General features: G+C 66.4%; 17 protein-coding genes and 1 pseudogene. 2 read left to right on the top strand and 16 right to left on the bottom strand.

The genetic code is table 11. The annotated features are described in order from the left end of the window. Positions 1–56: 56 nt before the first annotated feature. Positions 57–896 (top strand): hypothetical protein, encoded by an 840-nt coding sequence (locus tag GVO57_RS10455; RefSeq protein ID WP_160593090.1) that lies wholly within the window; start codon positions 57–59, stop codon positions 894–896. A 138-nt stretch (positions 897–1,034) separates the two neighbouring features. Here the strand turns inward: GVO57_RS10455 and GVO57_RS10450 are convergent, their stop codons facing one another. The 5 genes from GVO57_RS10450 to GVO57_RS10430 all read right to left on the bottom strand — a co-directional run bounded on the left by GVO57_RS10450 (position 1,035) and on the right by GVO57_RS10430 (position 5,111). Next, positions 1,035–2,126 carry an AAA family ATPase gene (locus tag GVO57_RS10450; RefSeq protein ID WP_160593089.1) on the bottom strand — a complete coding sequence of 364 codons (1,092 nt, stop codon included), beginning with the start codon at positions 2,124–2,126 and terminating at the stop codon, positions 1,035–1,037. Positions 2,127–2,194: 68 nt separating this feature from the next. Beyond that, positions 2,195–2,422 (bottom strand): hypothetical protein, encoded by a 228-nt coding sequence (locus tag GVO57_RS10445; protein WP_160593088.1) that lies wholly within the window; start codon positions 2,420–2,422, stop codon positions 2,195–2,197. 109 nt (positions 2,423–2,531) lie between these two features. Beyond that, positions 2,532–2,801 (bottom strand): helix-turn-helix transcriptional regulator, encoded by a 270-nt coding sequence (locus tag GVO57_RS10440; RefSeq protein WP_160593087.1) that lies wholly within the window; start codon positions 2,799–2,801, stop codon positions 2,532–2,534. Between the two features lie 158 nt (positions 2,802–2,959). Further along, entirely contained in the window at positions 2,960–3,748 is a 789-nt protein-coding gene (locus GVO57_RS10435) for a hypothetical protein (RefSeq protein WP_160593086.1), read from the bottom strand. 193 nt (positions 3,749–3,941) lie between these two features. Then, a complete protein-coding gene (locus GVO57_RS10430) occupies positions 3,942–5,111 on the bottom strand; it encodes a tyrosine-type recombinase/integrase (RefSeq protein WP_201752631.1) in 1,170 nt (389 codons plus the stop codon). A 363-nt stretch (positions 5,112–5,474) separates the two neighbouring features. On the opposite strand from GVO57_RS10430, the gene GVO57_RS10425 reads away from it, so the two are divergent. Next, positions 5,475–6,140, top strand: a complete 666-nt coding sequence (locus tag GVO57_RS10425) for a tyrosine-type recombinase/integrase (protein ID WP_160593085.1) — start codon at positions 5,475–5,477, stop codon at positions 6,138–6,140. Here GVO57_RS10425 and GVO57_RS10420 read toward each other — a convergent pair. The 11 genes and pseudogenes from GVO57_RS10420 to GVO57_RS10380 all read right to left on the bottom strand — a co-directional run bounded on the left by GVO57_RS10420 (position 6,100) and on the right by GVO57_RS10380 (position 14,355). Continuing rightward, positions 6,100–7,353 (bottom strand): copper chaperone PCu(A)C, encoded by a 1,254-nt coding sequence (locus GVO57_RS10420; protein ID WP_160593084.1) that lies wholly within the window; start codon positions 7,351–7,353, stop codon positions 6,100–6,102. The two genes, GVO57_RS10425 and GVO57_RS10420, sit on opposite strands and share 41 nt — an antisense overlap. After that, positions 7,353–7,712, bottom strand: a complete 360-nt coding sequence (locus GVO57_RS10415) for a copper resistance CopC family protein (protein ID WP_160593083.1) — start codon at positions 7,710–7,712, stop codon at positions 7,353–7,355. Before GVO57_RS10415 ends, GVO57_RS10420 begins: the two co-directional genes overlap by 1 nt. Continuing rightward, on the bottom strand, positions 7,709–7,840 hold the full coding sequence (locus GVO57_RS15055) for a cytochrome c (RefSeq protein ID WP_233281338.1): 132 nt from the start codon (positions 7,838–7,840) through the stop codon (positions 7,709–7,711). Before GVO57_RS15055 ends, GVO57_RS10415 begins: the two co-directional genes overlap by 4 nt. Further along, complete coding sequence (locus tag GVO57_RS10410) at positions 7,822–8,898, bottom strand: methanobactin export MATE transporter MbnM (protein WP_201752630.1); 1,077 nt, start codon at positions 8,896–8,898, stop codon at positions 7,822–7,824. The genes GVO57_RS15055 and GVO57_RS10410 overlap by 19 nt, the downstream gene beginning before the upstream one ends. A gap of 2 nt (positions 8,899–8,900) precedes the next feature. Then, the gene (locus GVO57_RS10405) at positions 8,901–9,758 is read right to left on the bottom strand and encodes an MbnP family copper-binding protein (RefSeq protein WP_160593082.1); all 858 of its coding nucleotides are present in this window, start codon (positions 9,756–9,758) and stop codon (positions 8,901–8,903) included. A gap of 192 nt (positions 9,759–9,950) precedes the next feature. After that, positions 9,951–10,343: a superoxide dismutase gene (locus tag GVO57_RS15730; RefSeq protein WP_456115021.1), complete on the bottom strand. Its 393-nt coding sequence runs from the start codon at positions 10,341–10,343 to the stop codon at positions 9,951–9,953. Positions 10,344–10,369: 26 nt separating this feature from the next. Next, positions 10,370–10,669: pseudogene (locus GVO57_RS15725) on the bottom strand (hypothetical protein); the annotation flags it as partial. Positions 10,670–10,716: 47 nt separating this feature from the next. Beyond that, entirely contained in the window at positions 10,717–11,214 is a 498-nt protein-coding gene (locus tag GVO57_RS10395) for a DUF2244 domain-containing protein (RefSeq protein WP_160593081.1), read from the bottom strand. Positions 11,215–11,237: 23 nt separating this feature from the next. Beyond that, a complete protein-coding gene (locus tag GVO57_RS10390) occupies positions 11,238–11,402 on the bottom strand; it encodes a hypothetical protein (protein ID WP_160593080.1) in 165 nt (54 codons plus the stop codon). Beyond that, positions 11,399–12,262: a DJ-1/PfpI family protein gene (locus GVO57_RS10385; protein WP_201752629.1), complete on the bottom strand. Its 864-nt coding sequence runs from the start codon at positions 12,260–12,262 to the stop codon at positions 11,399–11,401. Before GVO57_RS10385 ends, GVO57_RS10390 begins: the two co-directional genes overlap by 4 nt. Then, positions 12,259–14,355 (bottom strand): TonB-dependent siderophore receptor, encoded by a 2,097-nt coding sequence (locus GVO57_RS10380; protein ID WP_160593079.1) that lies wholly within the window; start codon positions 14,353–14,355, stop codon positions 12,259–12,261. The genes GVO57_RS10385 and GVO57_RS10380 overlap by 4 nt, the downstream gene beginning before the upstream one ends. Between the last annotated feature and the right edge of the window lie 51 nt (positions 14,356–14,406).

Genomic DNA, 14,406 nt, shown 5'->3' with positions numbered 1-14,406 from the left:
ACGGCACGCACGGGCTGGCCAGTGACACGCGAGCCGCGCCTTGGCAGGATCGGCGCATGATCTACCTGCCGCCAATAATCGAACGCATACGCGCGCTGCTCGACCAAGACACGGACCAGGGCACCACCTACGCCGCTCTGGAGGCGCGCCTTGCGCTGGAGAAGGTGTGCTACGACCGCCTGCGCCAGCGGCACGACTACATATCCCATGCCGACCTACGCGGCTGGAACCCGAATTACGTGATCAACAAGCTTATGGCGGAGGTTGACCAGCATGTCGGCCAGACGATGACGCTCAGCATTGGTCGCAACCCAGGCGTGAAGCCGGAGGACGACGACTTCATGGAACTTGGCACCCAGATCGGCTTCAACCCGTCCCGCATATCCAAGTTGTGGAACGCACTTGCCAAGCTGGCGCTGCACGTGCGCCTACCGGAGAACCGAGATGACCACATCCCGGACTACGGCGATAAGGCTCAGGTGCGCGAGAAGGTAGAGGAGACCATCGTAGAGCTGGAGCGGCTGGCGAAGGGCACCATGGATTTCTCGGGGCTCGGCGAGGAGGTCTCTTTCGAGTGCCCGTGTGGCCAAAGGAACAAGCGCCGGGCGGAACTGCTGGAGATCGGGCAGGTCATCTCCTGCTTCAACCCACAGTGCAGCCGCAGCTTCAAGGTGCAGGTGGAGGAGGATGGTAGCCACACCTTCGAACTCGACGCGGCCGAGATACCGTGCGCCGCGTGCGGAGCAATCACTATGGCGCCCCAACGAGAGCTGCATAAGATGAAGCCCGGGGAAATGAGGATTGTTCGGTGCCTCAAGTGTGGCCACGAGAACCGCATCGCATGGCTGCTGATGCGGGCCGAGTTACCATCGGCAGAGGCCGCCGCAGAGAATTGATTAGCCTCGTTGTTACCGGGGCTCCCTAGACCCCCGGTCGAGTAACAACAGTAACAACGGGTACATCGCTCGGCCCGTTGTTACCGATGTGCCTGTTGTTACCAGCCGTGGTCGTAGGGAGCAGGCGGTAACAACGAGCTATGGCATCCGCTCGTACAACACCCGGTTCTGTGTGCCCCTGTTGATCGCCACCTTGTAGGTGAAAGACGCCATCGCAAGCATGTCGTCCACCTTCGTCCACTCACGCCTGCTGAACTCGCGGCCGGCCCTGGCATGAACCGCATCGCGGGTCACGGGCTCAGCGGAGGTGTGGACCATCTGGGTGACCGTGGTCACCACCTGCGACACGACGCTGGGCTTGTGGCCACCACCGCCGCCTTCGCCTTCCTCGTCCTCGTTCTGTCGGCGGGTCGCCGCCTCGTATAGCTCGGTCGCGTCTTCTTCTCCCCAAACGATCTCGCCGAAGTTCACCCTGCACAGCACGGAGTCGGCGCCTTCCGCGCGCTCGTGCAGCGTGTGCACCGGCTCGGTGGTGTAGCTGGCTGCGAAGCGTTGAGTGAGGTTGGATTTGGCAACCTGCATCACGCAGGCGAATTCTTCGCGGCGGTCCCTGGCATGGACGAAGGACAGGCGGGGCGAGTTGGTCCACGCGCTGGCGCCGGCGACCGTGTCCGCGAAGTGGTCGTGCTTGCCCTTGTTCGAATGTCCGATGATCGCGATCGTGACGTCGTGCCGCTCCGCCAACGCCTGGAGGTAGGCGAGCAGCCGCTTGACGCTGGCATCGTCGTTCGGGCTCTCGCCCTTTGCCCACGTGGTCAGTCCCACCGCGGTGTCAAGCACCACCAGCCGCAGGGGCCTGGGCGGGTCGTAGATCCCTTCGAACTGCGCCTTCGCGCCAGCAATCGCCGGCTCCAGATGCTCGTACACGTTGAAGCTGGACGCAACGACGCGACCCTGGGTGTCCTTCTTACTGGCGACCGCGGCCACGACGGCTAACGTGCCCTCCATCCCACCGATCTTGATGTGCCGCACCTTGATCCAGTCGGTTAGCTCTTCGACGCTGACCCAAAGGGTGGAGGCGTCCATGCTGTGGCTAATCTCCGCGGCGGCTGAGGCTAAGGACGACGACTTGGCAGAGCCGCCGCGGCCGTAGAAGCCGACCACACAACGGCTCGGCAGGTAGGGGTCCAAAAGGTAAGACAGACGCGCGGTCGCCGTGTCTCGTGCCATAGCGAACTCCAATCTTATGCTGCTGGGGTCTGCGACGGGCGGCGGTAGGGGTGTGCCGAGCCCGCGCTTCAAACGTCCTTCTCAAGCCCCGCCTCCTCCGCAGCCCGAAGGTTCTCGATCATGACCGCCCTGCGTTCCTCGTCGGCGCGCTTCTCGTCTTGATCGCGATAGAAGCCGAGGCTCGGGTCGCGCTTGCTCTCGGCGGCGATGCGGTCGTAGTCGATCTTGCCATCTGCGGTCTTGGGCGGAGTGTAATCGGGTTGCGGACCTACGCCGCCGTTCGTTACAGGTGTCATTGCTTGTTGTGCTCCGATGCGGCGGGATGTTGGCGCGTCCCGCCGTTTTCGCGACTGGTCTTACGGTCTGCTCTTGCGGCGCCGGGCGCGCGCAGAAACACGCCGCGCCTCAGGCGCTTACGTGCTGCGACCGCAGGTTACTTGGTTTGTTGGAGACGGCCGCGGCCGGGCTGTAGGCGCTGGTGGAGGCAAACTTGCGCTCGTCCAGCCAGGCCAAGACGTCGGCCTCGTAGTACATCACGCCGGAACGCTTGCTGTCGCCCAGCTTGACGAACTTCGGTCCTTTGCCGTGCACGCGCCATATGCGCAGGGTCATCGGCGCGATGCCGATCATCGCCGCCACCGCATTGGTGTCGAGCGGCTTCACAGTGGTGTTCATGGGAGGTTGCTCCCCGCCTTGAAGCGCCGCGTGGTATATGCCCAAGTGCGGCTGGCGGGCGGCCCGGCGGTGCCGGACACCTGGCAACGCCAGGCAACAAGGTGTTTACGGGACCAGCTTTAGCTCACGCAAGGGCAAAATGCGGGAGGTGGCAGCGCCTATTGGGGCGGCAGCGGCAGCCTTCCCTCGGCCTCGTGCAGTTGGCGTGACACCTCGACGGCGGCCTGCCGCAGGGCTTCGCTTGCCACCGAGTAGGCCGCGCGCGCGGCCTCGGCCGTGTGGACGACACGCCTGAACAGCGCGCGGTCCTCCTCTGGCACCTCGTCCTCCCGTGCGACTGGGGCGGTCACGTCAACACCGTCCATTAACGCGACCCGGGGCGCGTCCGAGCCCGGCGCGAGCTCTTCCAAGGTCCGCGCCGTCATCTCGGGGAACGACGCTGCATACTGGGCGACGGTGTCCCTGGACACGCCTCCAAGCGTCTTGGCGTTCCGGCGGTAAACCAAGACCTCGTAAGCTTGGTACTCCAACGTGCCGACATTCCCGAGGAGCCCAGCGACCTTGTGCTGCCGCTGCTGTATCTCTGCCAGGCGGGCCATCGTCGCCGTCACGGTGAACGAGGCGGTGTTCTCGGCGAAGAAGGTGCGCGCTTCTTTAAGGGCCTGCATCGCCTCCCTGTGGCGCGCCTCTGCCTTGAGGTAGCTGGAGAACACCAGCACGAGCAGCGCGACGGCGAAAACCGCATACGCGAGCGCGGGAACCCACCACGGCGTGCGAGCCAGCCAAGACACGATGTCTGCAAGCTGACCGGGCGCAGCCTTCACGTCCGACGGCGCGCCGATCAACGACAAGGTCGTCAGCAGGCTAGTGACCCCAAGGCCGAGCCAAGTAATCACGATTGCCGACGACTTCGTCAGCCTCGCCCAGCCTTTTTCTATGCTCCCCATGCGCCAGGGATAGCGCCTGACTGCACCGCGCGGAAGACGTGGCCCAGTTCGCCCACGGGCGCCCGCTGGTGCGGGGGCGGCGGCGCCAGGGTCCTGCCGCAGCCGCCCGCCCTAGTCGGCGCCCAGCGCGAGCCTACGCCGCCTGGGCGGCCCCGATGTGCACCACGTTCTTGGCGGCCGCGGCAGCCGCCTGCTAATCGAGGAAGTCGGCTATCTGCTGCGCCTCTGGCTGTAGCCACTGGAGGTTGCTCGTGTCGAAGTAGTGTTCGGCGGTCACGTCGCGGGTGATGTGGTTAGTAAGTAGGTCGGTGCGGAACTTCTCGATGCGGCACTGCCGCAGCGCGATGTTCGTGTACGTGCGCCGGAGGTCGTGAGGGTTGATCGGGTTGCCTGCGACCCCGCTCAGCTTTCGCATGAGGTCGCGCGGGTCCTTGATGTGGCCAGCTTTGCCCCATGACGGGAACACGTAGGGGTTGCCGTCGACGCGCGGCCGTTCGGCAAGCAGAGCCAGCGCCTGCTGCGACAGCGGCATCGACACCGGATTGCTGTTCTTCGGGTTGGGCAGGTGGAAGCACCCGTCGTCCTCGTGCACCTGCTCCCACTTGAGGGCCGACGCCTCGCTGATGCGCAGGCCGGTCAGGAGCAGGAAGCGCACTAGGTCGATGCTGGACGCCGTGTCGCGGTTGTGGGCGACGGCGCGCCACTCCCGCAGCGCCAGCCAGACCGCGCCGACCTTCGGGTCGAGCACGCGCGTCGTGCGGGGCTTGAGCCGCACCTTGTCGTCCTTAAGGGCCGCGACCGGGTTGTGGGCGATTAGCGGCGAGCCGTCCGCACGCCTGTGCTGTCGGCCCGCGTAGTTGATGAGTGCGCCCAGCACGGCGAACGCCTGGTTGGCCTGCCCAGGGGCGCCCTTCTTGCCGCGGAGGCCCTTCGTCAGCATCTCGCGGTACCGGGCCTTACACATCTCCTCGGTGATGCTGGCGATTTGCTTGTCCTTCCACGCCTCGAAGGTCGTGGTCACGTGCCGCTCGATGGCCTGCCGGCTGGTCGCCTTCAACTTGCCCGGGCGGCCGACGTAGGCGGTGCACACGTCGGCAAGCGTCACCTGCAACGCCGCGGTCTGCTTCTTCAACTCGCGCGGGTCCAGGCCCATGCGCATGTTGCGCAGGTGCTCGCGGGCGGCGTCCCTGGCCTGCTCGACGGTGAACACGCCGAAGGCGCCGATGGTGATGCGGGCCTCCTTGCCGGTGCCCTCGACCCTGCGCTGTATGATGAAGGTCATCTTACCGGTGGGGGTGACCCTCAGGCCGAAACCCCGCGGCTCGGAGTCCCAGTGAAACTCGTCCTTGGTGCCCGGCTTCACCCGGTCCACTTACCCCTTGGTCAACTTGGTCGCCATGCCGTTCTCCGTAAGCAGCTCGTAAGCGTCCCAGGGGAACCTACGACAACCCACGTAAACGCGCCAGCGAGTTCTAACCCGCGGATTTCCGCCGTTTCATATGCTTATGGACACCTGTTTAAACACCTGCAAACAGGTGCCGCGGCAAACTTGAAAACCGCCGTGGGTGCAAGCCCACCGTGGGTTGGAATCCCACCCTGTCCGCCACACTCCCGTCCATCAACGTCCACGGCGTTATCTAAACATCAAGAAAACTCCGCTTTTCTGCGAAGTTGCTGTCCAGCGCCTTCCGGCCCCGTGTGCCCAAATCCACGCTCTCGAAGGGGTATGCTGACCGACCTCGAAATCCGGAAAGCCAAGCCGCGCGACAAGGCGTACAAGCTTGCCGACAGCGGCGGGCTGTATCTATTCGTGACCCCCAGCGGCCACAAATCATGGCGACTCAAATATCGCTTTGCCGGCAAGGAGAGGGCGCTGGTGCTTGGCACCTACCCCCAGCTCAGTCTGGCCGAAGCCCGGTTGCGCAGGGAAGCGGCCAAGAAGCAGCTGCGCGAGCATATCGATCCGGGGGTCGAGGCGAAGGTCGCGAAGCTGGTGGCGGCGACCGGGCACGAGCAGACGTTCGAGGCGGTCGCGCGTGACTGGTATGCGACCCAGCTTGATCGCTGGAAGCCCGTGCACGCCCGTGACGTGATCACGAGCCTGGAGCGCGACGTGTTTCCGCATATCAGCAAGCTGCCGATGGCGCGGGTGGACGAGCAAGTCGTTCTCGCCGTGCTCGCCAAGGTCGAGAAACGCGGCGCGATCGAGACCGCGCGCCGCCTCCTCCAGCGGATCCGGGCGGTGTTCTCCTATGCCAGAGGCAGGGGGATGGTCAGCCAGCCGCTCTCGGCCGACCTGGTCAGAAGCCTGAAGCCCGTGCCGCGCGCCAAGCTGCGCCCGGCGCTGCGTCTCAGTGGCGATGGCCGGCGGCGGCAGCGCCGAAGGGCCTGATCGTCAGGATCGCCTCGATCCGCCCTGCCCGCTCAAATGTCAGGATGACGGGCACGGTGTCTCCGGCAACAAATGGTGCGTAGAGGCCGGTGAACATCAGATGGTAGCCGCCGGGAGCGAGAACAAACTGTCCGCCTGCGGGCAGGTCTAGCGCGGCGACAGCGCGCATCCGGGTCATGGCACCTACTGTCTGGGAGCGATGCAGGGTCACAGATTCCGCCCAGGGACTGGCGACGCCGACAAGCCGGTCTGGCGCGTTCTGGGCGTTGCTGATGGTCAGATAGCCCGCACCGGTTCCCAGCCCCGATATCGAGGCCGGCGCCCATGCATCGGTGATGCGGATCGGTCCCGTCCCGCGCGGTGCTGCCCTGCCCTCATGCGCGCCCTGATGCGCGCCGGCATGAGGCGATTGAAAGCTGGTGAGCCAGGCAGTGGTCGCAAAAATCCCCAGAAAGATCGCGATCTCGACCATGATTGCCCGCACCAGCCAGCGCCGGGGCCATTCGGCCTTGCCGAGCCGGGGCAGCAGCACGAACCGGTTCAGACACGCGAGGCCAAGCAGAACCGCAGTCAGCCCGGCTTTTGCCGCGAGCCCCGCGTCATAGATCCGGGCCGGATCGAACGTCCATTCGAGCAGCAGCGCGGCTGTGGTCACCGCCGCCAGAACCAGCACTCCAACGATCCACATCGCCTGACGGCTGAAGCGGTCGACAAGCGCTGTATAACCCGGCGCCGGGTGCGCGCGGGCACCCGCGAACAGCACTGCCAGGCCGCCGAGCCACCAGGCTGCGGCAGACACATGAGCGAAAACGCTTGCCGAAGTGGACAGCCCGCGTGTTGCCGCATGACCGACGAGCCCGAAGCTCAGCAGCAGCCCGATGCCGCCGATCACCGCAAGCCGCCCGCCCGGCATCAGCGCAAGCACGATCCCGCCGCCCAGCTGCAGCGCCAGCGCGGCCCCGAGCGGCGACCAGAGCACCGCATCGATCGCTGCCGGATCGGAAGGACCGCCCAGCCGCGCGATGAACAGCCCGCCCGTCACGACGGCGCACAGCATGGCAAGCGCGCCCGCCGCGCGGACTGCCGGCACGGACCCGATGCCGGGCAGCTGCCCGATCGGAAACAGCGTCGCCCGGGCAAGAACGATCCCGGCACCGCCAAGCGCGGCGAGATAGCCCAGCCCCTTGATGATGGCCGCGATGATATCGAGCATCAGGGCCGTGGCGCGCGCAGCACCAGGATGATGCTGCCCTCAACAACATGGCCGTCCTGCGACAGCGCGCGCCAGCGTATCTCGTTGCGTCCGCGCACCAGGCCGGGCTTAGCGGTGGTAAAGGACAGCGCGCTGCCGCCGGGCTTGAAGCCCAGCCGCTGTTCGCCGGCGGTGTTCACCAGCATCAGCGAGGTCAGCCGGGTCGGCTGCAGGAATGTCAGCGTCAGCGCCGGCGGCGCCTCGGTCAGCACGCTGCCGCTGGCGGGACTCGAGCTCTTGAGCGCCGTGTGCGCCACGACCGCGGCTGTCGGCGCAACGAGCAGCGCGAGCGCAAGAGCGATGGCGGGGCGAAGCTTCATTTGCGGGCCTCCTTGTTGGGCCATGGATCGGAAAAACGGGGATCGCGGAGAAACTGTTCGTCGGTCAGCGACTGAAGGAAGGCAATCAGGTCAGCCCGCTCCTCGCTGGTCAGCGTGAAGCCGGGCACGAACGAGCTTTTGAGCGGATTGGCGCTGCCGATGCCGGCATGCGGCCCCGACGCGATGCTACGCCCCCCGCCGCATAATGATCGATCACCTGGTCGAGCGTGGGGATCGAGCCGTCGTGCATATAGGGGGCGGTTACCGCGACATTGCGCAGCGATGGCGCGCGGAACCGTCCCATGTCGGTGGGCCGGCCGGTGATCTCGGCAATGCCGATATTGGGCGCGGGATAGCCGCCCTTGCCGTCGATATTGTACAGTCCCGTATTGTGAAACGCGACCTCGCCGGCCTTGTTGCGTTCATGCAGGACGGTGTCGGCAAAGTTGATGCCATTGTGGCAATGATGGCATTCAAGCCGTTCGGAGAAGAACAGCGCCTCGCCCCTGATCGCGCTTTCCGACAGGGCATCGGCATCGCCTTCATAGCGATACCGGTCATAAGGCGATCGCAGCGAGATCAGTGACCGCTGGAATGCGGCCAGCGCGCGCACCACGGTCGCCAGCGAAATCTCGCCCCCGGCTTCGGGAAATGCTTGGGGAAACAGCCGGGCATAGACCGGCTCGGCACGCAGCCGGTCGACCAGCTCGCTCTCACGGCCGGCAAGGCCCAGCTCGACCGGCTCCTGCCCGATCAGCGGCACCAGCGCCTGCTGCTCCAGATGCTTCATCAGCGGGTTGCCCCAGGTCAGCACCGGAAAATAGGCGACATTGGCGAGTGACATGGCATTGCGCGGCGTCATCTGACCCGTCACGCCGGCAGAGGTCGGCCGCCCGTCGGTGAAGGCGCGCGCCTGCCGATGACAGCTGGCGCAGGACATCGATCCGTCGCCCGACAGCCGGGTATCGTAAAACAGATGCCGGCCAAGCTCGATCTTGGCGGCCGTCGTCCGGTTGCCGACGGGTTCGAGCGGCCTTGGCGCCCAGCCCGGCAGACCGAAATCATGGCTGCTTGCGACAAGCGCATCGATCGGCAGCAGGCCAGCAAGACGCTGCTGCGCCCGGGCCATGCTGAACGCCAGGATCAGCGCCGAGAGCATCAGCGCCAGGGTGGACGCGCGCCGCATCGTCAATCCGCCCGCACCCAGCGCTGCCCGGCCGACGCTTTGCCCTCCCATGCGAGGCCCAGCCGGTCGAAGATCGCCGCGCAGTCGCCATCGCCGGGGAAGGACATGCAGCCCGATGCCGATTTGGGGGCGTTGACGGTGATGTCGGTGCCCGCGAGCAGCTCTGCAATGTCGAGCACCACCACCGATTTTGCCGGGTCGAAGCCCGCCAGGCGATAGGTCGGCCGATTGGGGTTGGCGCAGGCCAGCTTTGGCGCGGCCATCGGCGGACCGTCGCCGCAGGCGGTGCTCCCCAGATGGATGGAAAAGCCGCTGACCGCCGTCGGACCGGCGGCACCGCCGCTCGTTTCCATGTCGATGCCGGTGAATTTATAGCCGATCCGCCACGGCCAGGTCATGCCCGTCACGTTGAGCGGCGCGTCGGCAAGCGTCGGATCCTGATGATTGATCGCGCGCGGGACGCCGATCTCGAACACCAGCCCGCGATACTGCCCCGCCGGCACCGTGCCGCGCACCGCGACGTTCATTGCCGCATTGCCGTTGCAGTTGCCGGTCCGATCCTCGAAATCGAGCAGGGTCACCTGATCATTCTGCCACTGGTCGTCAGGGATCAGCGTCACAGCCACCTCGCGCCCGCGGGCGTCGATCAGGCGCACCGCCGACACATAGAGGCGGATGTCCTGGAAGCTCAGCCCCGCCTTAGCTGTGCCGATGCCGGCATAGGTCCGGCCGCACCGGGCAGGCTCGCCGCCAATTCGCGCGTCGAAACGGATCTCGACCGGCTGGGTCGCCGCAGCCATGGCCGGCGCGACGGTGCACGCCGCTGCCAGCCAGAACACGCCTGCACGGGCAAAATGCATCACTTGTCTCCTGAAATCCTGCTTTCTGGTCATCGTCGTCAATCCTGCGGCCGGCATCATCCGGCGATGCCCAGCCGACGCCCCGCCGCCTCGGCAAAGGCCGGCGCCGAAAGGCAGGTCGAAAGCAGCAGCACGCTGTAAATCTTCATGATCACTCCAGATCGGTGGTGCAGGATCTCACCACCGGAAACCTCAGCGCTTTGCGGCTGCGAAACGCTCCGAAACCACGTTCCAGTTCACGACCTGCCACCAACCATCGAGATAGTCGGCGCGGCGGTTCTGGTATTTGAGGTAATAGGCGTGCTCCCAAAGGTCGTTGCCCAGGATCGGCACCCCCTTCACCTCGGCGACGTCCATCTGCGGATTGTCCTGATTGGCGGTCGAACTGATCGCCAGCCGGCCATCGCTGCCCACGATCAGCCAGACCCAGCCCGATCCGAACCGGGCGGTGCCTGCGGCCCTGAATGCCGCCTTGAACCGGTCCATCGACCCGAACTGGGCCTCGATCGCGGCGGCGAGGTCCGGCGATGGGGTGCCGGTCTGCGCCGGAGGGCCATGGTTGCCCAGAAGAAGCTGTGGTTCCAATGCCCGCCGGCATTGTTGCGCACCGCCGCGGGCAGAGTGCCCGCACGCGCGACCAGCTGGTCCAGCGTCAGCCGCGACAGTGCGGGATCGCCCGCCACCGCCTTGTTCAGATTGTCGACATAGGCCTGATGGTGCCTGTCGTGATGAAGGGTCATCGTCTGCGCATCGATCGCCGGTTCCAGCGCATCGGCCGCATAGGGCAGCGGCGCGAGCGCGAACGGCGCCTGCTCGCCCCCTGCCCCGGCTGAAACCGCAGCGAAGCCGGGCGCGGAGAGGATGATGGCCGCGATCGCAAGAACGGGCAGGAAACAGGCTGGCAGGCGCATGGCAGGGCTCCGTCTGGACAGGTTGAGGTGATGGTCCGCGGCGCCGCTCACTGGTGGCGTCCGCGCGCAAGCAGCGCTTCGATCCGCGGGATCAGCGCGCGCCGCTCTGCCGCCGCGACGCATTGCGCCACCGGATGACGCCGCCCGCGAAAGACCAGCCACAGGTCGCAGTCCAATTCGGTGCGGCCCGATGTTTCCAGCCGGGTCCAGAAGGCAGGCAGCGCCAGCCGCGCCCGGCGACCCTGATGATCGATACGGGTCAGCTCGATCCTGCCATCGACCAGTGCCAGCCGCTCCTCGGGCACCGGACGTCGGGCAAAGACATGGAGCGCGACGACCAGCGCGCCGATGTCGAGCACGGCGAAGATCATCACCGGCCACGCCCCGATCATCACGAAGCGCGCGGACATGATCGCGGCTGCAATGCTCGCCGCGATCAGCATGTATCTGCCCTGCACCGGCATGGCGGAGCGCGGGGCGATCATGCGGATCTCGGTATCGGTGCGCCGCGCCGATCCCCAGGGGCCGATTTCAGCCCATGACACGCCTCCCGGCGATGCCCGGACCGTCATTGCCGCACCTCCGCTGCCACCGGGGCATGATCGGAGACATGCGCCGCATCGCCGATTGCCGCTTCGCCGGCACGGTAGACGAGACTGAGCGCGATCAGCAGCCAGGCGGAATGGCGCGTCTGGCGCAGCCAGGCGATGAAGCCACTTCCGGCCCCCCTCACCGCGCCACTCCCGCGGCCTTCAGCGCCGCACGCACCTGCCCGGGAAAGCCCGCATACATCGACGCCATGATGGCGGTCACATCTGCCGGCGCGGTTCTGGTCGACCCGGCATTGAACGGCGGCTGCGGATCATATTCGCAGCCCAGCTGGACACCCTGGGCATAGACCGGATCGCGCAGTTCAGCGACCATGCTCAGTCCGAAATCCAGCCCTGCGGTCACCCCCGCCCCGGTGATCCGGTTGCGGTCACGCACCACCCGTTCCGACACCGGCGTCGCGCCGCAATCGGCAAGCGTTTCAAGCGCTGCCCAGTGCGTCGTCGCGCGATAGCCTTTGAGCAGCCCCGCGGCCCCCAGCACCAGCGCGCCGGTGCAGACCGATGTGACATATTGGGCGCGCCCGCCGCGATCCGCGACAAAGGCGCGCGTTTCCGCATCCTGCATCGCCGCCAGCGTGCCCGCCGTGCCGCCCGGCACGAACAGGACGGTCAGGTCCCTCGGGCACTCGTCGAACGTTGCGGTGGGCAGGATGGTGACCCCGGTATCGCTGGTCATCGGCGCGCGGGTCTTACCGACCAGATGGACGCTCGCCCCCATCAGCGCGGCGAACATGTATTGCGGGCCGATCAGATCAAGGATCGTCATGCCCGGATAACAGAGCATCGCGATCTGGTCGGCCTTCACCCAGCCGGGCGGCATCGCGGCCATGTCGTGCCCGGCGGGCTGATCGGCCGGTCTGTCCTGCGCATGTGCGCTGCCGGCGGCCAGGGCACCGAACAGCGCCGTCATCAGCGCGGCGCGCCGGTCGACCCCGCCGACGAGGCCCGGCATCCCGGCCGGGCGCGGATCGCGGGCGATCACAGATCGAACCCCAGCGTCACAAAGGCCGAGCGGGGATTGCCCGGCCGCACGACATCCTGCGCCAGATATTGATAGGGGATGAAATAGCTTTCGTTCAGCAGGTTATCGATGCGCAGGCCGATCCGGGCGCGCCCCAGCCGGTAACTGGCAAGCGCATCGACGACGGCATAGCCATCGGTCTTCGCACCATTTGGCAGCGTCATCACAGCTCCCGAGCTGGCAGTGATCCCGGCGCCGAGTTCCAGCCCTTTCAGCCCGCCGTCCTGGATGCGGTAGCGCGCGGCCAGACGGCCGCTATGTTCGGGCACGCGCGGCAAGCGGCTGCCGGCCGGGATCGCATTGTCCCGCGCCACCCGCGCATCGGTATAGGCATAGCTGGCGAGCAGCGAGAATGCGGGCGTCGGTTCAAAGATCAGATCGGCCTCGATGCCCTCGCTGCGCTGACGGCCGACCTGGACCGAGCTGCCGAATGTGTTCGGATCGGGCGTGGCGACATTGCTGCGATCGATGCGATAGGCGGCGATCGTGCCCGACAGGCCAAGGCGTGACAGCCCGAACTTGATCCCGCCCTCGAAGCTTTCGGAACGTTCGGGCACCGGGGGTTCGGCCCCGGTGAAGAAGATCGTCAGCCGCGACCCGGTTGCATAGCCCGCGAAAAGCGAGACCCCCTCGGCCAGATCGAGCGATGCGCCGATGCGCGGATCCCATTCATTGTAGCTGCGGTTGGTGCCTGCACCCCCCGCAACCTCTTCCAGCCGCAGCTCGCTGAAGCGGATCGACGCGAGCAGATGCACTGGCCCGATCGTCAGCTGATCCTGCAGATAGGCTGCGTTGGTCTTGTAGCGGTTGGTGATGAACTGGTTGAGCACCGGCTCGGTAAAGCCCGTCACGCGCGCCGGCCCCGCATAGTCGAACGGAAACGGGCTGAAGACGGTGAAGCCGATTGCGGCGTCGTAATCGGTGCGGTCGGCCTGAACGCCGGCGAGAACGACATGCTCGATCCGGCCGGTGCGAAACTCGCCCGTCAGCGACACATCCCCGGTCCATTCGCCGACATCGGCGGGCAGCCGCGCGCTGACCTGCGGACAAGAGGTCTCATTCAGCAGCGATGCCGCGCCGCACGGGAAGAATCCGACAAAAGGCGTCGTCGCGCGCTCGTCGAACGCGCTTTCGTAACGACGCAGCCGGGCGTTGAGCGTCAGCCCGTCGGCCAGGCGCTGGCTCAGTTCAAGCTGATAGGTCAGATTGTCGATGGTGGTGCGCGGCGCGTCGACCGCGCCGGTAAAACGGTTGCGCACAACCCGCGGATCATCGCGGAACTGGGCGGGAAGCCCGGAATATTCGAGCTGTTCGACGCGCGTATGGGTCAGCCGCGCGACGATCTCGGTGCCGTCCGAAGGCGCGAACCGGACCGACGGCGCGATCAGGGTGCGGTCCACCTCAACCGCGTCGATGTAATCGCCATTGGTCTGCACTTCGCCGACCAGCCTGACCGCGAGCGTGGACGACAGCGGCACATTGACGTCGCCGGCCGCCGAATATTCATCAAAGCTGCCGGCGCGGACGCGGACAGAGAGCGCACGACGGTCGTTTGCGGTCTTGGACACGATGTTGATGAGCCCGCCCAGCGGCGCGCCCGTGCCGCCGCCGAACAGCGTGGAGGTGGGCCCCTTGGCAACCTCCACCCGCTCGGCATTCCACAGCGACGCGGGATCGATCACCGCCGTGTCGCCATAGCCGATCAGGCCATCGGTAAAGATCTCCGCCTCGAACCCGCGCACGATCGGGTTGGCGAGCACCGCTTCGGACGGCAGCGTCGGCACCACGCCGGAGACGTTGCGCAGCGCCTCATCAAGCGTGTTCAGTTCCTGATCGCGCAGAAAGGCACGGGTCAGCACCTGGATCGATTGCGGCGTTTCGATCAGCGGCACCGGCGTGCGGCTGACGCTCGCTTCATCGGCGCGGTAGGTCTGGCGTTCGCCGGTGACGATGATGTCGGCGGGCGTCCAGCGCTCGGGCGGGGTGTCCTGGGCGTGCGCGGCGGCAGGCAGGCAGAATGCGGCGACGGACGCCAGCAGGCAGGTCTTGGTCATTGAAATCTCCGGCAGGATCAAAGGCGTGCGCTCGCGCGCAGCAGATGCCGG

Origin of the sequence: Sphingomonas changnyeongensis (genome assembly GCF_009913435.1) — a bacterium.
GTDB lineage: Bacteria > Pseudomonadota > Alphaproteobacteria > Sphingomonadales > Sphingomonadaceae > Sphingomonas_B > Sphingomonas_B changnyeongensis.
This window is presented reverse-complemented; position numbering and strand designations above follow the sequence as displayed.